This is a genomic window from Alteromonas sp. W364 (assembly GCF_031846205.1).
Taxonomy (GTDB): Bacteria; Pseudomonadota; Gammaproteobacteria; order Enterobacterales; family Alteromonadaceae; genus Glaciecola; species Glaciecola blandensis.
Genome location: NZ_JAVRID010000012.1, coordinates 47,763 through 67,889, shown reverse-complemented (window position 1 = coordinate 67,889; position 20,127 = coordinate 47,763). Strand labels below are relative to the sequence as shown.

General features: G+C 42.2%; 27 protein-coding genes. 8 read left to right on the top strand and 19 right to left on the bottom strand.

The window, feature by feature from the left end; all coding sequences use genetic code 11:
• Positions 1 to 948 precede the first annotated feature (948 nt).
• Positions 949 to 1,695 carry a hypothetical protein gene (locus RM556_RS16505; protein ID WP_311375135.1) on the top strand — a complete coding sequence of 249 codons (747 nt, stop codon included), beginning with the start codon at positions 949 to 951 and terminating at the stop codon, positions 1,693 to 1,695.
• Here RM556_RS16505 and RM556_RS16500 read toward each other — a convergent pair.
• The 5 genes from RM556_RS16500 to RM556_RS16480 form a co-directional block, all read right to left on the bottom strand.
• Complete coding sequence (locus RM556_RS16500; protein ID WP_311375134.1) at positions 1,687 to 1,893, bottom strand: hypothetical protein; 207 nt, start codon at positions 1,891 to 1,893, stop codon at positions 1,687 to 1,689. The genes RM556_RS16505 and RM556_RS16500 overlap by 9 nt on opposite strands.
• A gap of 103 nt (positions 1,894 to 1,996) precedes the next feature.
• Entirely contained in the window at positions 1,997 to 2,464 is a 468-nt protein-coding gene (locus RM556_RS16495; RefSeq protein WP_311375133.1) for an OsmC family protein, read from the bottom strand.
• A gap of 48 nt (positions 2,465 to 2,512) precedes the next feature.
• Positions 2,513 to 2,971, bottom strand: a complete 459-nt coding sequence (locus tag RM556_RS16490; protein WP_311375132.1) for a hypothetical protein — start codon at positions 2,969 to 2,971, stop codon at positions 2,513 to 2,515.
• Positions 2,972 to 3,306: 335 nt separating this feature from the next.
• Entirely contained in the window at positions 3,307 to 3,516 is a 210-nt protein-coding gene (locus RM556_RS16485) for a hypothetical protein (RefSeq protein ID WP_311375131.1), read from the bottom strand.
• A 118-nt stretch (positions 3,517 to 3,634) separates the two neighbouring features.
• On the bottom strand, positions 3,635 to 4,096 hold the full coding sequence (locus tag RM556_RS16480; RefSeq protein WP_311375130.1) for a hypothetical protein: 462 nt from the start codon (positions 4,094 to 4,096) through the stop codon (positions 3,635 to 3,637).
• Between the two features lie 684 nt (positions 4,097 to 4,780).
• Here RM556_RS16480 and RM556_RS16475 point away from each other — a divergent pair.
• Both RM556_RS16475 and RM556_RS16470 read left to right on the top strand, forming a co-directional pair.
• A complete protein-coding gene (locus tag RM556_RS16475; protein WP_311362570.1) occupies positions 4,781 to 5,017 on the top strand; it encodes a CopG family transcriptional regulator in 237 nt (78 codons plus the stop codon).
• Positions 5,004 to 5,297: a type II toxin-antitoxin system RelE/ParE family toxin gene (locus tag RM556_RS16470; RefSeq protein ID WP_311362571.1), complete on the top strand. Its 294-nt coding sequence runs from the start codon at positions 5,004 to 5,006 to the stop codon at positions 5,295 to 5,297. The genes RM556_RS16475 and RM556_RS16470 overlap by 14 nt, the downstream gene beginning before the upstream one ends.
• A gap of 65 nt (positions 5,298 to 5,362) precedes the next feature.
• Here the strand turns inward: RM556_RS16470 and RM556_RS16465 are convergent, their stop codons facing one another.
• Entirely contained in the window at positions 5,363 to 5,644 is a 282-nt protein-coding gene (locus tag RM556_RS16465) for a type II toxin-antitoxin system RelE/ParE family toxin (protein ID WP_311375129.1), read from the bottom strand.
• On the bottom strand, positions 5,637 to 5,882 hold the full coding sequence (locus RM556_RS16460; RefSeq protein ID WP_311362573.1) for a type II toxin-antitoxin system ParD family antitoxin: 246 nt from the start codon (positions 5,880 to 5,882) through the stop codon (positions 5,637 to 5,639). Before RM556_RS16460 ends, RM556_RS16465 begins: the two co-directional genes overlap by 8 nt.
• A 114-nt stretch (positions 5,883 to 5,996) precedes the next feature.
• Here RM556_RS16460 and RM556_RS16455 point away from each other — a divergent pair, with 114 nt between their 5' ends.
• Positions 5,997 to 6,620 carry a tyrosine-type recombinase/integrase gene (locus tag RM556_RS16455; protein ID WP_311362574.1) on the top strand — a complete coding sequence of 208 codons (624 nt, stop codon included), beginning with the start codon at positions 5,997 to 5,999 and terminating at the stop codon, positions 6,618 to 6,620.
• 283 nt (positions 6,621 to 6,903) lie between these two features.
• On the opposite strand, the gene RM556_RS16450 is transcribed toward RM556_RS16455, so the two are convergent.
• Both RM556_RS16450 and RM556_RS16445 read right to left on the bottom strand, forming a co-directional pair.
• The gene (locus RM556_RS16450) at positions 6,904 to 7,500 is read right to left on the bottom strand and encodes a glutathione S-transferase family protein (protein ID WP_311362575.1); all 597 of its coding nucleotides are present in this window, start codon (positions 7,498 to 7,500) and stop codon (positions 6,904 to 6,906) included.
• Complete coding sequence (locus RM556_RS16445) at positions 7,497 to 7,886, bottom strand: VOC family protein (protein WP_311362576.1); 390 nt, start codon at positions 7,884 to 7,886, stop codon at positions 7,497 to 7,499. Before RM556_RS16445 ends, RM556_RS16450 begins: the two co-directional genes overlap by 4 nt.
• A gap of 141 nt (positions 7,887 to 8,027) precedes the next feature.
• Here RM556_RS16445 and RM556_RS16440 point away from each other — a divergent pair, with 141 nt between their 5' ends.
• A complete protein-coding gene (locus RM556_RS16440; RefSeq protein ID WP_311375128.1) occupies positions 8,028 to 9,680 on the top strand; it encodes an amidase in 1,653 nt (550 codons plus the stop codon).
• 197 nt (positions 9,681 to 9,877) lie between these two features.
• Here RM556_RS16440 and RM556_RS16435 read toward each other — a convergent pair whose 3' ends face one another.
• The 3 genes from RM556_RS16435 to RM556_RS16425 all read right to left on the bottom strand — a co-directional run bounded on the left by RM556_RS16435 (position 9,878) and on the right by RM556_RS16425 (position 11,361).
• Positions 9,878 to 10,171, bottom strand: coding sequence for a high-potential iron-sulfur protein (locus tag RM556_RS16435; RefSeq protein WP_311362578.1), 294 nt, complete (start codon positions 10,169 to 10,171; stop codon positions 9,878 to 9,880).
• A 325-nt stretch (positions 10,172 to 10,496) separates the two neighbouring features.
• Positions 10,497 to 11,168 carry a flavin reductase family protein gene (locus RM556_RS16430; protein WP_311375127.1) on the bottom strand — a complete coding sequence of 224 codons (672 nt, stop codon included), beginning with the start codon at positions 11,166 to 11,168 and terminating at the stop codon, positions 10,497 to 10,499.
• Position 11,169: 1 nt separating this feature from the next.
• Positions 11,170 to 11,361, bottom strand: a complete 192-nt coding sequence (locus RM556_RS16425) for a CPXCG motif-containing cysteine-rich protein (protein WP_311362580.1) — start codon at positions 11,359 to 11,361, stop codon at positions 11,170 to 11,172.
• Positions 11,362 to 11,481: 120 nt separating this feature from the next.
• On the opposite strand from RM556_RS16425, the gene RM556_RS16420 reads away from it, so the two are divergent.
• Positions 11,482 to 11,811, top strand: coding sequence for a hypothetical protein (locus RM556_RS16420; protein WP_311375126.1), 330 nt, complete (start codon positions 11,482 to 11,484; stop codon positions 11,809 to 11,811).
• A 29-nt stretch (positions 11,812 to 11,840) separates the two neighbouring features.
• Here RM556_RS16420 and RM556_RS16415 read toward each other — a convergent pair whose 3' ends face one another.
• Genes RM556_RS16415 through RM556_RS16400 form a run of 4 tightly spaced genes read right to left on the bottom strand, consistent with a single transcriptional unit; the run spans position 11,841 to position 14,028 of the window.
• Positions 11,841 to 12,563: a hypothetical protein gene (locus tag RM556_RS16415; RefSeq protein ID WP_311375125.1), complete on the bottom strand. Its 723-nt coding sequence runs from the start codon at positions 12,561 to 12,563 to the stop codon at positions 11,841 to 11,843.
• Positions 12,564 to 12,594: 31 nt separating this feature from the next.
• On the bottom strand, positions 12,595 to 12,999 hold the full coding sequence (locus RM556_RS16410; protein ID WP_311362583.1) for a hypothetical protein: 405 nt from the start codon (positions 12,997 to 12,999) through the stop codon (positions 12,595 to 12,597).
• Between the two features lie 11 nt (positions 13,000 to 13,010).
• Positions 13,011 to 13,616: a DUF416 family protein gene (locus RM556_RS16405; protein WP_311375124.1), complete on the bottom strand. Its 606-nt coding sequence runs from the start codon at positions 13,614 to 13,616 to the stop codon at positions 13,011 to 13,013.
• Between the two features lie 34 nt (positions 13,617 to 13,650).
• On the bottom strand, positions 13,651 to 14,028 hold the full coding sequence (locus RM556_RS16400; protein WP_311362585.1) for a VOC family protein: 378 nt from the start codon (positions 14,026 to 14,028) through the stop codon (positions 13,651 to 13,653).
• A gap of 156 nt (positions 14,029 to 14,184) precedes the next feature.
• Here RM556_RS16400 and RM556_RS16395 point away from each other — a divergent pair, with 156 nt between their 5' ends.
• A complete protein-coding gene (locus RM556_RS16395; RefSeq protein WP_311362586.1) occupies positions 14,185 to 16,401 on the top strand; it encodes an exonuclease domain-containing protein in 2,217 nt (738 codons plus the stop codon).
• A 25-nt stretch (positions 16,402 to 16,426) separates the two neighbouring features.
• Here the strand turns inward: RM556_RS16395 and RM556_RS16390 are convergent, their stop codons facing one another.
• On the bottom strand, positions 16,427 to 18,217 hold the full coding sequence (locus RM556_RS16390; RefSeq protein ID WP_311375123.1) for a glycoside hydrolase family 9 protein: 1,791 nt from the start codon (positions 18,215 to 18,217) through the stop codon (positions 16,427 to 16,429).
• A gap of 365 nt (positions 18,218 to 18,582) precedes the next feature.
• Here RM556_RS16390 and RM556_RS16385 point away from each other — a divergent pair, with 365 nt between their 5' ends.
• Complete coding sequence (locus RM556_RS16385) at positions 18,583 to 18,870, top strand: TIGR03643 family protein (RefSeq protein WP_311375122.1); 288 nt, start codon at positions 18,583 to 18,585, stop codon at positions 18,868 to 18,870.
• A 127-nt stretch (positions 18,871 to 18,997) separates the two neighbouring features.
• On the opposite strand, the gene RM556_RS16380 is transcribed toward RM556_RS16385, so the two are convergent.
• Both RM556_RS16380 and RM556_RS16375 read right to left on the bottom strand, forming a co-directional pair.
• A complete protein-coding gene (locus RM556_RS16380; RefSeq protein WP_311375121.1) occupies positions 18,998 to 19,780 on the bottom strand; it encodes a DUF4919 domain-containing protein in 783 nt (260 codons plus the stop codon).
• Positions 19,781 to 19,848: 68 nt separating this feature from the next.
• Positions 19,849 to 20,064 (bottom strand): VF530 family protein, encoded by a 216-nt coding sequence (locus tag RM556_RS16375; RefSeq protein WP_311375138.1) that lies wholly within the window; start codon positions 20,062 to 20,064, stop codon positions 19,849 to 19,851.
• Between the last annotated feature and the right edge of the window lie 63 nt (positions 20,065 to 20,127).

The following is a 20,127-nucleotide window of genomic DNA, read 5'->3' as shown; positions in this document are numbered from 1 at the left end:
TGTCAAAAATTGCTGGATTGCTTCAATGGTGAGCGTCTAGCCAACTCACCTATACATTGTGATGCCAATTAATGGCAAGGGCGCCACTGCTAACAACTCACTCTCATACCTATAAACGCCACCGACCAGAGCACACGTTACTATATCAATTGGTCGAACATTACTATCCAGAATTTATTGAGCAGCTGACCTTTCCTCGAGATTAATACCAATCCATCGATGAGATTTTTCATATTTGACCGGTCCCCATCATTAGGGCCACTAACTAAATGAGTTCGCGCTGGTGCCACCGCCCAGATTAAATCTCACTCGTTTCCGGTGACCGGCGCGGTGCAGGTTATTTGCCCCGAGTAGTCATGTGCGAACAGAGGTAACCGCTTTACAACGTGGAAAGAATAGTCCTCGTTTAGCAGAACATCTGGTTGATTCTAATAAACCCTATCATGCGGGCAGTATGTCATGGGCGCAACGTCTTAAGCGTGTATTCAATATCGATATGACGCAATACGAGGTGTGTTAAAAATTTAACGTAAAGATCATTGTTTGCATAACCGACGCATGAAGCACAAAGACATACTATCACTTGAACATGCAAAATTTTGAGGTCAGGGCTTTCACATTTCTCATTGCGGATTTCAGTACCAAAGACCAGTTCAATTACCTATTTTGACGACAACTACTTCACTGACTTTTTAAAACTCCCCATTTGACACACGTGCAAATAGCCTTAAATACAGCTGACACAGTGGATAGTACATAGCGGCAATTTTTCTTGTACTCAAAAGCAGTTTTCCTCAGATACTGACAAACGTACGTTTCAAAAATACTAACATAAACATTTTTTGAATGAATCAGGTCACCAAAATGCGCTGTTACAAAAAGTAGAACATAGTATTTGTTCAGTTTATAATCAGTGAGAACTGTACAATTTCATCAAGGATGCTGAGTATGATATTTAATAAAAAATCAATTTTCGTGGTGCTTTCTGCGCTCTTTTCCCTATCTGCACTAGCTAATGACTCTAGTATTACACGCTCGGAAAGCGTGGGGGTGGTAAGCGGAATACTGGCCAGTAAAACGAGCATTGCTGAAATACCTTTAATGTACAACAGCAGTCGTGAAAACATGGCGAGGGCTTATGGCTTAAAGGCGCAGTACCCGTTAGAGCTTTTTCTAGGCAATAGCAGCTATCGCTCGTGCAGAATGTATTACAAAGACGAGAACTACACCGCTAAAGAATATATCGCTTTTGTTAATAAGCACGCGGGTGCCAGTATTGAACTCAGTGGTGTACAGCGCCATTACGGTGCTGGTGGTCTGCAATGCACTTTTACCGGGTTTAAAGTACTGGCAAGCGCTGAAGAGGTTGCCAAAAAGAAAGCAGAGCAACAAAAAGCGCAGCAAGATAAAGTCGTTGTGGCCGGTGATCATGTCATTGGAGATATGCGTGTATCGGTGCTCAGATTAATGCCGGAATTTGCTCTCTTCAGGTTACTGGGTGAAGACGGCAAGCCAGTAAAAGATCCGAAGCATAAATGCGGAAACAGAATATATATAGACCCAGCAATAGAAAGAGGTGTAGTTTATGCGTTTCGCGCTGAACTCAACAAAAATGGCAACAGAGCAACACTGAAAAACGTAAAAATGATGAATGGTAAGTGCACAACAGAGAAGGTTGTGCCGCTCTCACTGTGACAGCAAAAAAGTGGGAGGTTCAATCCTCTTCGCTTTTCCGCGTGTGATAAGTGAGCGTCTAGCCAACTCAATCGAGCAACAGGACGAAACGGCATAGATAAACTCATTCCAAATTGATTCAGAAGCTTCAAATGCGTATATGTCTCGCAACGCGCCGTCTTTAATAAATTCTTTTTTCAACTCAACCCAATTCGACATGCTAGTCACGTATAACGCCCTGTTAACAGGCAATAAAATAGTTGGTTAAAATTAGCAACGAAGGAGCAAAACCAACTGTTTTTTGTCCTTGTTTAACAGCTTGTTAGGCTACGATTTCGGTAACAATTTCAGTTTTCACTGAATTAGCAATAAAGCATTGTTCATGTGATTGATGGTGCATTTTTTCAAGTTGTTCCATCGATGGTTTTTTATCGCCCGAAAAATGAACATGTGGTCTGAGTGTAACTTTAGTCATTGAAATTTTACCATCGCTATCTTTCTCCATAATACCTACAGCATGGTCTACATATGAATCTACAACATATCTTCTTTTTGCTGCGATTGATAAGAAGAACAACATGTGGCAACTAGAAAGAGAAGCAACAAATGCTTCTTCTGGGTCTACATTCTCTTCAACGGAATAAGGTAAAGGGACGACGTGAGGTGAAGAAGAAGCTTGAACCGTTATACCGCCATCAAAAACCCATTCGTGTCCTCGGCTATATTTGTTATCAACATAATTTTCATTGCTATCTCTAACCCAATTGATTTTGGCAAAATACTCTGACATTTGAACTCCGTTTATGAAAGTAGCCTAACGCCGCAGCTGTTTGCCTTGTTAGCTCCCACGCACCGGATAATTTTCTAGGGCCAATTCTATGCCTCTACGTATATTGGCAAAGTCATTAGCGTGTAGTTCGATCACCACATTCCAATCTTCACTTTTAGCCCTAAACTGCTCAATTTTAAATGGAGGCTTAAGCTCGTGACTTAGATTAATGGCTATTCTTACTACACCATCATTAAACGCCAAAAAATCGAAACTAAGACATGGCTCAGTAAATGTTAGGCAAGAGTAGCGCGGTAAACGCCCATCTGCCAGACTTGAAAACCAGCGTAATAGTTGCACCAATTCTGTAGTTTCCACAGCCGGATCGACGAGCTCGCATCTATCGTCACCCTGAGCAATTTTTACCTTTAGCAAGCACCAGTCATCTTTCTTGCTATCTGGGAATTGGTATCCAATTACCTCCAAAGAAAAATCAATATTGCCTTCTACATTTTTTAGCTTGATCATACCGATTACTTATTTTGCGAGCTAACACCCCGCATAACGGGCAGTTTTTTGGGTGGGCGAAGTCCCAACCAGAAAACCGTCCTGCGCGAGCGTAGCGAGGTTGATGCGTTTGTTATGTTGTTTCGGTTTAGTGCGATTTTGATTAAACATTCCCTGCTTCCTTGCGATAACCATTTAGGTAAAACAGTACTCGTTTGACGCTAATACTACAACTGATGTTGACCAGCGAGAACCAAACAACGAATGCTCGCGAATCCGAAGATAACTTAATAAAAACAGGTGAGGTTGACTCTTGAAAGAACGAGCTCGTGCCATAGTCTTTTGTTATGTGCATTTTACCAACCAAAGCCACTAGTCCAATGATCTTGATCTAATTGATACTTATCTATTAAGAAACCATTCGGATGCGAACTAAAACCAGGTTTAGTTACTAATTTATCTCTTGCGATTTCGGCGTTTTCGATTGTCGAATAAACACCAATTAACTTGCTATCCTCAACCTCACTCTCTTCGTAGCTATGCCACAGAATATAAACTACTTTCATTTATACATAACTTTTCAATAACGGGCGCAGGCTCGTAGGGCATAATGGCGAAGCCGCCCTGCGTGTATGCGTCCCAGCGAACGCAGTGAGCGAGTTTATTGACTTGTTATGTGCGTCTCTAAACATCCTGCAATGTACACTCAAGTATTTCGCCATTTTCATATTCTACCCTACGCATTCCACTATCCTGATAAATTATTTCACCAGTAATAGTAGTTCCGAACTCTGGTAAGAGAGCCTTTGCACGACCTTCAGATAAAAGATCTAGCTCGTCTTTAACGATCTCTAAATCTGCTGCTTGAAGCGTCAATTTGATTTTTTTACCTGAGTCTGATCGACTAAAAGTTAAATCACTTTTCAATACAGACTTTTTGTCTAATAAGGTGTTTTCAATTGTAACTATGCCCGAGGACTTGGCGGCTCGTGGGGTTGAGTAAACAATCACACTATTTTGTGTAGCAATTAATTCTGGGGTTATCTGATTTTCTTGTAAGCAGTGCCAAGTTTCTTCATTTGGTGCCTCCTTGCAGCCTAAGAGAAATAAGGTTATTGAAAAGCTTAGTATAATTAGGTTTCTCATTTCAAAATTTCCATAATTGAGAATCTAGTGGTTCTCAAATTCCCTTTTAGCACATAACAACTTATTATGCAGACCGCATAGTAACAACAAGATTAATTCACTTTACACAGTCCTCATACTTATTTAATTTCAATAGCTTACTATTTTTTTGATGACAATTTCTACAATTTTTTATGTGTTTACTATGCATGCATAGTAAACGCGCACGTCATCACAAAAGAAGCATATTAAAAACAACAATCTAGAGTAATATCACGATTAAATAAGTCATGTTACTATGCGCGTATAGTAACAACAGCATGCAAAACGGCGCTGAGCCTAGGTTCTAACTGAGCTGCGTTGATTTTTGAGTTGTATTAAATGTAGATTACTATGACAGTCCTTCGGACGAACGGCCGCTTTTTTAATTAAGTGGTGATGCTGGAATTCAATTTTTTATTACATTCGAATAGGTGAAGCAGTCTTTCAATTCTGTTCCGTCTCACCTTGCCAATGTCTCCTTTTGGATGCAAGCAGGCCCTAATTTCCTCTTCAATATTTGCTTTATACCTGTTATCACCCAGAAAGTATCGCTTGGGTTCCCTATTTATCGTTTTTCGATCAAACAAATCTGGACTAAAGTTCAAGTGGAAAGACTAAATTGGTTGGTGTAATATTGCACCACTTAAATAGGAGCAATAATATATGCCTAGGCAAAGCGTAACTCTAACTGAAAAGAACGACGAGTGGCTCAAACTGCAAGTCGATGGTGCTGGCGATTACGCTAACAAAAGTGAACTAATCAATGATTTAGTCAGACGAGCTAGACGAGCCGAATATATTAATCAAAAGTTTGACCGAGCAGAAAAAAGCGATTTTGTGTATCAATCCCCTCAAGAAATGCTTGCGGAGTTCAAACATAGCGTCAATGATGGTGACTAAGTACCGTTTAACTTCTGAAGCGAAAGAAGATTTACGGCGAATATATGTCTATGGCTATAAAGAATTTGGTGAAAAGCAAGCTGATGAGTATTTTCAAAGTTTCTTTGACGCCTTTGAAAAGATAGCAGCAACACCTCTAGCTTATCAATCAATCGACCATTTTAGGCAAGGCTATAGACGATTTCCTCATCGCGCAGATGTTATTTACTATCGTATTAATCAGGACTGGGTAGATGTTATGGCCATCCTTGGTAGTCAAGATATGGATGTCTGGCTATAGGTTGCAAACACTCAGACTATGTCTGCAACTGGATGATTCCTGTTAGTCGTTTCTTAACAGTTTGGTCATAGTTTTACTGGGTACTTGCGTATAACGCGCGTTATTTCTATGAAGTTTTCGCGCTCAATGAAATAAATGGAATATCTTTGATAGATTGCTCTTCGGTATCCTTTGCGCACTTCATCGATTCGGGCAAATTGAGCAGGATTATTAACGATTTTAGGAAATACACAGAGCAAACCTTCATAAAACTCAAGTGCTGATTGGGTACCGAAATGAGCTTCTCCGTATTCTAAAATATCAGCGAGGTCCATTTCTGCGGCAAGTGTTAGCCTATAGTCATGCATTTATACGGCGCTTGTCTTTAAACTCCTGCAAAATTTGTTCAGCGGACTTGGTGGAATAACCACTTTGCTCCCCCATAATTAGCGCCTCTCTGATGACATTAATGTCTTCGTTTCGACGTTGCTCTTTGCGTATTAAATCTCTCAGTAATTCGCTATCACTGGCGTATTCGCCGCTTTTCAACTGACTTTGCATCCACTCATTTTGTTTATCAGTAACAGTGATGCTCTTTTTAATCATGCCCATAATTTACTTCACAGCCTAATTGGTAGTATTAAATACTATTATACATGGCATTTGTATTGCAATCATATTCTCTAAGTTTGCTGTTTATCTGAACTCTGGAGAATACTTATGTACCCAATTGCCGTTTACAAGAAAAAAGAGCCTTGGAATAAGGGAAAGCTCGTTGGTCAAAAACTAGCTTTGAAACAAAAGCAAATATGGGCGATTCGAATCAGGTTAGAAATTTCTGGCAACATAAGGGACCTAGCATTATTTAGTCTTGGCCTAGATAGCAAACTCAGGGGCTGTGATTTAGTATCCTTGCGTGTCAGAGATATTGCGCTAGGAATGAATATTCAGTCGCGAGCTAAGATAATTCAGCAAAAAACTGGCAGACCTGTTCAATTTGAAATTACTGAGCAGACTAGAGCAGCAATAAAAGCATTGATTCAAAAAGAAGCGCTTGATAATTCCGATTATCTTTTCAAATCTCGTATAAAGGATTCACCGCATCTTTCTACTAGTCAATATAGCCGTATTGTCGATGGGTGGATAAACTCAATCGGATTAGAAGGGACGCACTATGGTACTCATACGATACGGCGAACCAAACCATCTTTGATCTACAAAAAGACTAAAAACATTAGGGCGTGTCAATTGCTCCTCGGTCATTCTAAATTAGAGAGTACAGTTCGATATCTGGGCATCGAAGTTGACGACGCATTAGAGATTTCAGAGAGCATCGATATTTAAATTTGCTGTACTCGTCAACGACGGCTTTTGGATGTTTTTTTTGTCAGTCAACTAAAACCGCAAGCAACTCATTAAATGTCGAATTGTCACTTTAAGTGCATTGTCTATAATCTTTGGCTTTGTAGTCATTCATTAGATATAAGACTTTTTCGAAAGGCTCAGCCTAACCTACCACCTTTTGCACAAAACGGATGTATGTTCACTCACTTCTCAGTTGATGTTTCCAACCTTAGAATGCAAATAGCCGTTTTTATCACTCACTGCCGTATTTTGAATTAATACTTCAAGACATAGCTGAATAATTTGGATGTGCTTCAACGCGTTTTAGCCAAGCTTGAATATTTGGATTGCTCGCTAAATCAAATCCACCCTCGTCACTCACATGCGTGTAAGCATACAAACTTATATCCGCAGTAGTCAGTTTGTCGCCAGCAAGGTATTGCGTTTTTCCCAACTGCGACTCCATCAGCCTGAGCGCTTTGTGTCCACCTGCTTGAAGTTTTTCATACTCCGCTTTGCGTTCTTCTGGCATACCCAGATACTTATTGATAAAACGGGCAACGGCGATAAAGGGTTCATGGCTGTATTGCTCAAAGAACTGCCATTGCTGAACCTGCGCAAGTGCATATGGGTCGCTTGGTAATAAGCTCGTATTGTGTGCAAGGAAATTGATAATCGCGTTCGACTCACTCAGAAACCGACCATCATCTAATTCGAGAAGGGGGATTTTCCCCGCAGCATTCTTTGCCAAATACTCTGGGGTTTTTGTGTCCCCAGCCATAATGTCTACGTGAATCCAATCGTAGGGCAAGGAGAGTAAGTCGCATGTCAGTTTAATTTTATAACAATTACCTGATTTTATATCACCGTAAATTTTCATGCTTCCTCCAAACCTAAATCTGACCACACCGCGAACTCATTACCGCTGGGCTCTAAGAAGTGAAAACGTCGTCCGCCCGGAAAAGAAAAAATAGGCTTGACGATGTCACCGCCAGATTCACTGACTTTCGCCATCGTTGACTCCAAATTATTGGAATAAAAGATGAGTAGCGCCCCGCCAGTTTCTTCACGTGTCTTCAAGTCAGCTTGATAGAAACCGCCATCTAATCCTTCATTTGAAAATGCCACATACTCCTCACCATACCAAGTAAAATCCCATGCAAAGGCTTTATTAAAAAATATGCTTGTGGCTTTTAAGTCGCGCGCTGCAAACTCGACATAATTCAACTTATCATGTTGTGGTGCAGACTCGTTTACACTTGTCATAAACTTCCCTCCATAAAAGAACCTTGATACTTGCATTTTTCGATAACAATTAATACCGTTGAGACCGGCTTAGACAGTGTAGCTTATTTGCACAAGCCTTGGCTTCACATCATTAGCTTGCTCTATAACATGGAAAATAATATGAGAAATCTAGTTCGTACCCTCAGCGCCACCGGCCTATTGATAGCACTTTCTTTCAACACCTTCGGGGCGGATGGACATGCAAAGCATGAGCAAGCAGCTTATCAAACCAGCATTAGCACCCCCGCAATATTAGATTTAAGTGCCGTTGAACAAGCACAGTTAATTGCAAAAGGAGAGTTAAGCTCTGAAACGTTAGTTGCTGCTTACTTAGCACGTATCGATGCCTTAGATCGCAAGGGACCAAAAGTACAAGCAGTACTATCCTTAAACCCAAACGCGCTAGCTGAAGCCAAACAGAAAGACAAAGATCGAGCTGAAGGCAATGCTTTAGGTAAGTTACATGGTATACCCGTGCTGGTAAAAGACAACGTGGAAACCAGCGAACTGCCAACAACCGCCGGTGCGATTGTGTTGGCTAACAATATAACCGAGCGTGACGCGCCCATTATCGCCAAACTCAAAGCCGAGGGTGCGATCATTTTAGGTAAAACTAACTTATCTCAATGGGCTAATTTCCGCTCAAACGACTCGGTCAGCGGCTGGAGTGCGTTAGGTGGCCAAACAAGAAACCCGCATAGCTTGGACAGAACGCCTTGCGGTTCATCATCTGGTTCAGGCGCAGCAATCGCTGCGCAATTCGCCTCCTTGGCAATTGGTACTGAAACCAACGGTTCCATTATTTGCCCAACTGCCATGAACGGCATTGCGGGCGTCAAACCGACAGTGGGCTTATTATCTCGCACACATATCGTACCTATTTCTGTGACGCAAGACACTGCAGGACCAATGACAAGAAGTATTGAAGATGCCGCACTAATGCTGTCAGTGATGGCTGGAAGCGATCCTATGGACTCGTACACGAAAGAAGCCGACTTGCACGCTAAAGATTATTTAAACGAACTAGGGAAAACACTCAAAGGCAAACGAATAGGCGTATTTAAAGCCGTGCAGGGTGACCATCCAGAAATCATTGAAGCCTTTGAAAATGCTCAGCAGATCATGAAAGGCTATGGTGTTGAACTGGTTATGATTGAAGCGTTCGATACACCCGAAGGATTCTGGGGAAAGGCACTAGATCTTTTACTTATCGAATTCAAACACGAGCTAAATGCATATTTGGCTAACAGTGCACAAGCGGTGACTACACGCACATTAGCAGATGTAATGAAGTTCAATGACAGTAGTGAAAGAGAGCTCGCTATCTTCGACCAAAGCTTGTTTGTTCAGGCAGAAGCAAAGAATGGTTATGATGACGACTATAAAGAAATCAAAGAATTCTTAAGAGTCTCAACACAAGACAATGGCATCGACAAACTTCTGAAGGACCACAATGTAGACGCTATCATGATGCCGAGCCAAACACCTGCCTTCCTAATTGACCCAGTTTATGGTGACAGCTTTCCTGGAGGATTTGCTGGAGCGGGTTGGTTAGCCGCTATTGCGGGCTACCCTCAAGTGAGTGTTCCGATGGGCGACATGAAAGGTTTACCCATTAATTTAAGCTTCATGGGCACTGCTTGGGATGAAGCATTGCTATTAAACTTGGCCTACCACTATGAAAAAGCAAATAAAGCGATTCTCAAACCAAGTTTTGCAAATGGCGCTTATGAACATAAGCACTTTAAAGACGCTATGCGCCCAATAAAATAACAAAAAAGGGGTCAGTGTTAATTATTTTTTCGCGGTTTGTTCAGGTCCTTAATAATATAAACCTTCAAATGGCATGGATGCCATTTGGGAGCGGGCAGGATGCCGAAAAGCGTGTTTATATTATTAAGGGCCTGTGCAAATCAGAAAGAAAAAATAATTAACTCTGACCCCTTTTTTACTTTTTTAGTAAAACTATCTTATGATGGCTTTAATGCCCAAGCTGAGCAGTAGCCATTTGCATTCACAAGCTTACCTGGGAATGCACCACATGGACGCCATTCTTGACCATCTTCACCTTGAATCAATAGGCAGTTTGAACACTTCTTGCCTTCAACTTCAGACTTATGAACGTATTTAAGCGCCATAGCTGTCGGATCATCTAGTTTTAGCTTTTCTTGCGCGTTGGCATTTAATGCAACGCCACCCAATGTGAGGCCGATTAGAGTAGAGCCTGATAATTTTAAAAAGTCGCGACGATTAACGTTATTCATAATGCGTTTCCCAATTTGTAGACGAAAATAAAAATGATTCTCTTTTACACTGGCCCTTAAACGAAAAAAACTCGCCAAAAAATGACGAGTTTGCAAAGGGTGGTGCTTTTAATGTTTACCACTATTGATACTTATACCGAAAGTTTTTGGATCCATCTACAAAAACTATTCAAAAAATTAACTTTATTTGATCTAGCTTAAACTAGTATTTACTCATCGCGGCTAGATTGGTCATCCATTGGTAACTTAACCAAAATCCATACAATCACAGCAACAGCAACGATTGCAATACCGCAAACAATCAATAATTGGTCTAAATTCGGGATCATGAGTTCTCTCTAGCTTTTCCAGTTTTTATATCTAGGTGATGTAAGTTTTCATTTGGTTTTGCATAACTAAAGCGCCCCAAACGAGAAGTGGTATGATAAGAATCAAGACCTGATACAGCAACAGACTGGGCTGATTCAATATCCACATAGCCATCTTGACTGACCCACGTTTCGTTCAGAATCACTTCAACGACTTGCCCAATGACTAATTCAGTTTGATTGATTGCGAGTACCTGAATATCTTGCACCTGCATACCCAACTTGATTTGAGCTTCAAGTACATAGGGCGCTTTCACCTGTTCACTCATTTGTGGGCTTAAGCCAAGTTGTTCAAACTCACTCACATCAGAATCAAAACGGGCAGATGTATGATGCGCTTTTTCAACTAAGTCGGTGCAAATATGATTGATTGTATATTCACCGCTATCTTTAATATTTTGCAAGGTATCACGCGGTACCGTATGCGGTCGCATTATCATGCCGAGCAAGGGAGGATGGGCCCCAACATGGAAGACCGAACTCACGACAGCCAGGTTATCGATACCGTGTTTATCGGTGGTACCAATTAAGTTGCCACTTTTAAACCCTGAAAGTGAATTGATAAAATTTGCTCGCACTCGTTGCGGCATATTTTCAATGTCACTGGCGTTGAAAGCTTTTATCGTCATTTTATTCGTCATCTCGTTTGGCAATGATTTCAATACCAAAGCCATTGTCTATTATGCTTAGCTCTATAGGTGAGCAACAAATCTGACAATCTACAATTTGCTGCTGACCCACATCATTTTGTTCGTCTATCTCTAGATCGTTATACGTCATACAGTAAGGGCACTCAAACGTGGCTGCACTGGTTAAACTCATACGAACTACCTATACAAATTTACGTGTTTGATATTACTACGAGATGAATGCGTTTTAGGACGTGCAAAAACTAAAATGTTTTTCAAAATCGTAATCGTCACATATAACGTAACTTAAAATATGGAAAATAGAAGCCGAAGCCAAACCCGCAAATATCCTCGCCGAAGTAGTTTAGGCGAATGTCCCCTGTGTCATCGACAAACGCACCTAACCTTCCATCACTTGATCCCAAAAAAGATGCATCGACGCAACTATTTCAAAAAACACTACAGCAAAGCAGAGCTAGCTCAGGGCATCGATATTTGTAGACAGTGCCACAACGGATTACATCGACGCTTCAGCGAGATGGAGTTAGCCAAACACCTCAACAGCCTCTCGCTAATACAAGATAATCCAGAGCTGACCGAATATTTTGAATGGGTAGCGAAGCAGAAAATTCAGGTTGGTTGATTGTTCTCCCTGGTCTCACGCCATGACGCTTAGGTCGTTGGTACATTAATATCAATCTTTGTCTTAGCACCGCTAACCAAGTCATAAAGAGTTGCTTCTTTTTTCTCGTCAACCATTCGGATAACAAGTAAGACATTGTGATCAACAATTTCATAATTTTCGATATCTGAAAAAACGGTGGTGACATTTCTGCCGTCATAATCACTCGCCAATAGATCGATACTATCTTTGCGGTTCAGTTGCTTGTCTTTATTCGTATCGTCTTTCACAACGGTAAAGAGGTGTTTATCTAACTTGAATTGGCGATTGTAAGAGTCAATGTCTACCGTATCGTTAAGAAAAGTGTAATCGAGAATCAGGGAATTTTTGTCGAGTAAGGTTCTTTTATAACTGGCGCCTGTGAATAAGAAATTAACAGTTTCTAGATCCTCATAACCTCCGAAGCTGTTACTCATCATAGCTAACGGTTTTCTTAAATTGCTGACTTCTTTATCTTCTCTTGCGAGCCTGTTTGAACTTACCCTGAAAAGGAACACATCCTTATACTTGTTAACGAAACTTGTTTGGAGCTCGATAGGATATTCTTCCAATTCAGTTTCATCGACGAGTGCTATTGAATTGTGTTTTTGATAATCACTTTTGAAGATTTCTTTGGCGAGTTGATAGGCAAAAAAACCGACTATAATGATTAGCCCAGTAAATAATAGATATTGATTGGCTGTTTTAACGAAGTTGTTGATGCCATTTTTCATATATAATTAATCCCTTAATTCAGACATTGCCTTACAAGAGTGTAAACCCCTGCGGTGCTTTGGGTTGCTCGAAACGGTAGAGATTGACGTAAATGACAGCCGGTTTTTTCTGGCCTTCATAGGTAAGCTCATAACGATCTAGTAAACCACCACCGAGAGGCAAAGATGCATCCTCAAATTCACAACAGCTGCCGAGGCGCTCTACCTTCACCTTCTGCCCTTGTGGCCCAAGTAAGCTACTGAAATACTCAAAGTGTGCACCCTCGTATTTTGTTCCTCGCATAAAGCCACCCAGTTCAACCGGCTTTGATTCAATATAACCATATTGAGGATCTGTTGAGCTTGTCGAGAGATCACCTGTAAATTGGCTATTATTAGCCGTCGAGCTGCAACCATAAGTTAAAAATATCACTAAAACGGTGAGTAAATTCTTCATGCTAATCCTTGTTAATTTTCTTCGTCCAACCTGAAATCAAATTGTTCTTGTTTGTCTTTCTTTACTGCTAACACTTTATCTACAAATTCAACCGGGTCTAAGCTACCTTTTATTCCTTTCAGAAGCTCCACATGCAAGCGCATTTCTTTTTGATAAATGTTATGTGACTCTATTGCAGCGATCGACGGTTCCATTCTTGAATCTTTATCTAATAGCTCTTGGATTCGAACATCAGCTATTTCTAAACAGCGATCTAGTACCAACTTTGTCAATTGTATTTCCTTCGATTCGAGCTGCTCAACCATATAATAATGAGCAATGGCAGCGACCTGCGCGAGAGTTGCTTCAACCGAACCAAAATCATCAGAATCGGGAATTTCAACTTCAAGTGATGCACTCTGCCTTTTGTAGTCCGTATTAACGCCTTTCAACCAATTGTAAACAGCCGTTCTCGCGTTTCTCAATTTACCTGGGTTTCCCCAAGTTTCTGCTCTACTAAAACGGTCATAATAGCTACCGACACGATGGCAACATATTAGAGAGAGTGCGATCGCTTGCTTTAGACTAAACTCTTTTAGCGCGCTACGAACGGCACCCTCATAAATATTAGTATCCAACCTTAAGGCCCGATTGTACTAATAACAGCCAAAATCAAGGCTTAAAAAGCGCACAAACTTTGTTTCCCGCCGGATCGCGTAAATAGGCTAGATACAGGTCGACTTTGCCATTATTACGCAAACCCGGAGCATCTTCACAGGCTGTCCCGCCGTTCTCTAAACCGGCTTGATACCAAGCGTCCACTTCATCGGTTGATTTTGCCGCAAATCCATATGTACTGCCATTTGCGTGAGTCGCAGGCTGGCCATCAATGGGTTTTGTTACTGAGAAAACACCGGTTTTTTCGTACCAAAAACAACGGCCTTTATCATCAATGACACCTGGCTTGCAGCCAAGCACAGCGAAGATTGCGTCGTAAAATTTCTTTGATTCTTGAATGTCGTTTGCACCCAACATGATATGACTAAACATGAGCTTCCTTTGCGTATTCGTTTAAAGAAATGTTAGTAAAGCATACATTTGTAACGATTGTGAAGCATGCATTTATAGCATCCAAATCAGTACTGTATATTTACACAGTTATTTAGTATGCTTTGCGGCATAGAAACATTTAGCTTTTTGGATAACGTGCGCGACTTACCAACCTACTATTATCACACCCACTTTCATGAATTCTTGAAATTTGTGACAGGCCCATGTGCCTCATTATTAGATGAAGAGGATCAAACGTTCATCCAGCGCTTTCAAGCGCTCAGCAAAGACCAACAATGTTTAATCATTCGGTTCGTTAATCGTAAGTCGATATTTATTAAACCGAGTACGTACGTGTATGATGAAATCGATAACATTGATGATAATTTTTATCAGCTTTTTCAGGACAAATGGTTCAGACCTATTCAACGCAAGCATGCAGCGGAGTTTGTCGAGCATTTAACAAAAGCAGACATTCTTAGCCTATTGGAAGAAATCAATGTGTTGCTGGAAGAAGCCATCGAATATAAGAAATCGGCGCCGAAGTCGACGCTTGTCGATGTCTTGTTATCGGAAGTTAGCGCCGAACAAATTTGTGACAGCAGTATTGCTAGCGATTATTGGGAGGGCAATTTTGAGAGGCCCATTCATTACTTTTTATACCTCTATTTTGGTAATTTTCACGCAAAACTAAACCAGTTTTCTATGCGAGATTTAGGCGTCATGCGTACGCGTAAAGAACAAGCTCAGGTTTTAGCGCGTTTCGACAGCATAGACAGCGCAAAGAGTGCATTTAACCTGCACTTTCAACTCAACGACGTGCGCATTGCTTTGGCGAATTTCAAACACTCACCACCAAACGATCAAGTTCAAGGTCAAAAACATCAAGACGAGCACAAGGCTTATATCTTGGAGCAGCTATCCACTATGTGCTCTCCGATGGGTGACAAGGCCACAGAATTACATCAACGACTACAATTGTTACTTGCCAATGATCTACTGTCTTTCGATGCAACACATGCACTCGATGTTTTAGAAAATATTGGTTCGAGTGCAGCCAGCGAGAAATGGATCCGCGAAGCGTATAAACAGGGTCACACAGAGGCCGTGGAAGCAAGGTTAGAAAGTATTATCCAAGCACCTTTGTGTGAAGATCTCTTAGCCTTTGCAGAAGATTTCCTTGCTCGAAAGTATCATAAAAAGCGCACCAGCGTGTTGACCGATATGTTGCGCGACAACTCCCAAACGATCGCGATTGACGAAATTCATAAAGGCGCGGTTGAGCGCGGCGTCGTGGCCTATTATGAGCAACGTGACATCCTGGCTCTTCGCACCGAAAACGAAATATGGCGGGCATTATTTGGCTTGTATTTTTGGTATGAAATATACGAACTCGATGGCTTGGGCTTAAGCAATGAGTTCGACCATGTGCCCACTTCATTAAAGTCTAATCAGTTCTATGATTTGGCCAAGGAACATATTGAAACCCGCATCAACAACACCCACACCAAAGCTAGCTTATTTCAGCAACTCAGCTTTGTGGCAACCAAGCACTATGGCGAAGGAAACATTGTTTTCCGCTGGCGTAAGAACATTTTAGAACGACTGAATTTACTGATAAAACACAGCGAACTATCACAGCTCTTGTCACTGCTGCGTTGTATGACACAGGACTGGCAAAATTTAAGCGATGGTTTTCCTGATTTAATGTTAATAGAAAACGATAAATTACGTTTTGAAGAAGTAAAATCCGAAGGCGATCAATTGCGTCGTAATCAGTTATTGAGCATTCAGAAGCTGCAAGCGCTTAACTTTGATGTGCGCATCACGAATGTCGTGTGGACCTTTGACCCTATGCAGACCTACGTAGTGGTCGATATAGAAACTACGGGCGGGCGAGCTCAACATCACAGAATTACCGAAGTTGGCATGGTGAAAGTGAGTGGTGGTGAAGTGATTGCTGAATGGCAATCGTTGATCAATCCACAGCGACGCATTCCCGCCAATATCACTTCTCTCACCGGTATTGATAACGAACTAGTTGCCAATGCACCGCTATTTGCAGAAGTCGCAGACGATATAGACGAGTTTACTAAAGACTGTGTATTCGTAGCGCACAACGTTAACTTTGACTACGGCTTCATAAAGGCCGAATTTGAAAGGTTAGAGCGTCGTTTTCGACGTCCAAAATTGTGCACTGTTAGAGAGATGCGGAAATACTATAAGGGTTTACCTTCATACTCATTGGCAAACTTAACTAAGCATTTTGAGATTGATATGCAACGCCATCACCGAGCAATGTCCGATGCCGTAGCAGCAAGCGAACTACTGAGCTTAATCAATGAGAAGCGAGTAGGCTACCAAATCGATTAAGGCTCAGCGTTTGCAGGCGCTTTACTTATTGGCCTGTATGTAAAGCAGCTAATGAATAGACCATCGGTGCATTCCAATTGATAGTCACTTCGTTAGTTGAGTAACTGCACCAATCATCCAAGTAGCTCAAAGCTGGTAAAGGCGATGGATAATTACAGTTGTCTTGCTGACCAGGCTGAGGCCCACCAGCAACAAACCCTGGTACCGGTTCAGAAACAGTGTCAGCAAATGACGGTCGATGATGAATATCCATTGGCGTTTTGCTACCAAAACCCGTCATGAAGGAATAGTCTGTTGGGTTTCTACCCAATACGTAATCCACTAGGCCAACCGCAGCATTTTTATATGCCATATTGTCGCTTAGCTCATAGGCAAACAGCAAGACCATGCTTTTGTTTAACGCAACAGCGTTACTGCCCCACACAAAGTCTTCCTCTTGCATGGCAACACCATAAGCTGAAGTTTCATATTGAGCAACAATGCTGTCTGCTAAAGCGATATAAGACGCTTGAAAGGTATTGAAATCGCTCTGCTCAATCAACATCTTACCGGCCGATAGCATTGATATATAGCCTAAGGTAGCTGTTTCAGGCCACGCTGGTGTGTTTGGTTGAGCACTTTGACGGCTGCTCATCGCTTTGAAGCTAGTCAGATATTGCTGGTCTTGCGTTAACAAAAACAGTTCCGCGGCAGCCCATAAACGCTCGTCGTCAAAGTTACCGTCACCATATTCTCCAGTCGAGACATCGCTGGGCTGATTATAGGCCACGTTCGGATTGCTTTGTGCCCAAGTCCATGCACTTTCTGCTGCACTTTGGTAGCTTTGTGCAACACTCTGATATTCTGGTATGTCCGCATATATACGACTGGCTGAAGCCATAACGGCAGCAAAATTTAAAGCAGCACTTGTTCCTTTTTGCACTACGTAACGCTGTGCAGTGGAAAGGTGTGGCATTTGCGTGCCAGAAAAGTTGAGTGTGGTGAGCTTGTGATAAACACCACCATCATTGGGGTCTTGCATGGCCATCATCCAATCCAAGTTCCACTTTATTTCTTCTAGTATGTCTGGGATCGAATTACCCGATTCAGGAATGTTTACATCGCGGTTCTGATAGAAACTCGTGAAATGCTCATAAGCAGCCATAAGTGTGTATGTTGAAATACCGCTGTTCACAATATATTTATTGTAATCCCCTGCGTCATACCATCCTTTTGGCGCACTGATCACGGTTCCTTCTGGCCGATTAGCATCAGCAGCCGAGCTGTGGACCAACACATTTGTATCAGGATGACCTGCAGGACGCGCCCAATCAGCAGCGTAAGCGCCGTCGAGGGCAAAACTGGCACGGTTGAAGTAATACGCTTTCAGCGCAGCATCGTGGGCACTAAGAAATACGTCGCTACCAATTACAACGGTAGCATCTGTCTCGACACCTGCTACGCGCAGTGCATATTCACCAGGAGTAGTCAGTGAAGAAAAGTCGGCGAGTTGCACTGTATCGTTTGCGACAGACCAAGTTTGCTCTGCTGCGAGGTCACCACTCATCACTACCGTGTTTGTGCTCATATCAACAAGCTCGAAGGTAGTGCTATTGGTAGCAGGGATCACTGCTTTTTTGACGCTATCAGGCAAGTAGCCCAACTGATTCACTTTGATCAATTCACTGGTTTCAGGGCTTGGAGCTGGTTGTGGAGGTGGTGTAGTTGGCATATCTGGTGAAGAATTTCCTGCACCGCCACCACTTCCACACGCGCCAATTAGAAGCGCACTCGCCACAACCATACTTGTCATCGTCTGTTTAAAAACTGTTTTCATTTTCCACTGCCCTATAAATCGCCAGGCGCCATTAAAACCAATAATGTAAACGATTACAATAACAAAATTTAACAAAGCCTTAACAAGAATTGTTTTTTCGTAAACTATGCAAAACAGCAAAAAGGGGGTCAGAGTTAATTTAAAAAGGGGTCAGAGTTAGTTTTTTGTGGTTTGTTCAGGTCCCGAACAATGTAAACCTTCAAACGGCATGGATGCCGTTTGGGAGCGGGCAGGATGCCGTACAGCGTGTTTACATTGTTGAGGAGCTGTTCGAACAGAAAGAAAAATTAACTCTGACCCCTTTTTAAATTAACTCTGACCCCCTTTTTGTGACCCCCTTTTTAGTTTTTTGCGTATAGGAAAGCATGAAAACAAGTGTCAGAAACAAAGTAAAATTACTCAGCGAAGATGAGACCTCGCGTATCATCGAAATGGCGTGGGAAGATCGCACGCCTTTTGAGGCGATAGAGCGCCTATTTGATGTGTCTGAGCCAGAAGTGATTGAAATCATGCGCAGCAATATAAAGCGTAAAACCTTTAATAATTGGCGGGCTAGAGTGAGCGGACGTAAAACCAAGCATATTAAGCTCCGCAGCCCCGATGTGAGCAGAGGGTATTGTTCTACTCAGTATAAGCCTGTGCGTAAACGATAGAGTGGGGTTCCCGCCTACGCGGGAATGACATCTGTGTGGGAATGACGCGTATCGGTTGGGGTTCCCGCCTGCGCGGGAATGACATATCTGTGGGAATGACATATGTGCGGGAATGACGGATACCGCCTTAGCGGGCTTCTAGATCGTCTAGGATCCCGCGCCTAAACTGCGCTGTGACATCAAAATACCATGTTGCTTCTTCACCCGTTTCAGGGTTTTCAACACTAATGGCATCCATCGGGCGTTCTTGATGGTAAACCAACGACTGGCCAGTCACGATAAAACCATGCATTTGCACAAAGGCGTATAAATCGTTACTGCTGGTGATATAAAACGCTGTGGCCGGCGAGCGCCCATCACCCGAGCGCCACACCGCATCGATGAACCCATCTAAGAGCTGATTGTGAAACTCGCCCTGCGCTTGTTGACCTTGTTCATAATGGCACACCATCGCGCCATAGTGGCCTGTTAAGCTCGTGAAGTTCTCATTCAAAATAATATCAGTGGCACGCAAACAGGCATCCCATTGTTTGCTTTCCATGTGCTCGAAAGCGACCAGCTTTTGGGTTTGTTCCGCACTTGCGTAGGGATTGTAATTTGAGGTGAGGGGATATACTCGGGTAATCGCATCATAATCTCCATTGCTCGCCTGGCCCGATCTGAATTTAGCCACGAGCGCACGATAGTCAGCATCTGCTTTTGCATAATTGAGAATTTGTTTTTTTGCAGCTTCTTGTTGCTGTTTAGCCAATGCCGCTTTCTCTGCATCTACCTTACTCTGTGCCTGATTGCCCGTTTGAGCAGTGCCTTTTGTGGAAGGCGTACTTCCGCATGCAGATACGAAAATAGAAAAACAAACGATGAAGCACAAGGAAAAAAGGTGACGGGGTGAAAATGTGCGTCTGTGCATCTTGCGGGTCCTGGATAGCCATGTCATGACTTAACTGTGCAATGAATTGACCCAAAGATCAACTGTCGCTAATAGCTCTCAGGACGATATTTCTTATGGAAAGTCTTCAAATATAAACGTTCTACTTTGTCTCTCGCCCACGGCGTACGGCGCAAGAATTTCAAACTACTTTTCACTGAGGGGTCAGACTTAAAGCAATTGATGTTGATACGATAAGCAAGCCCTTCCCAACCGTATTCAGCCTCTAGTTTTTCTACAATTGCTTGTAACTTAACGCCATGCAGTGGGTTGTTCGCTTGTTGATTTTGCTGTGCTGCTGGCTCACTCGCAGTGTCTGCTGATGAGTC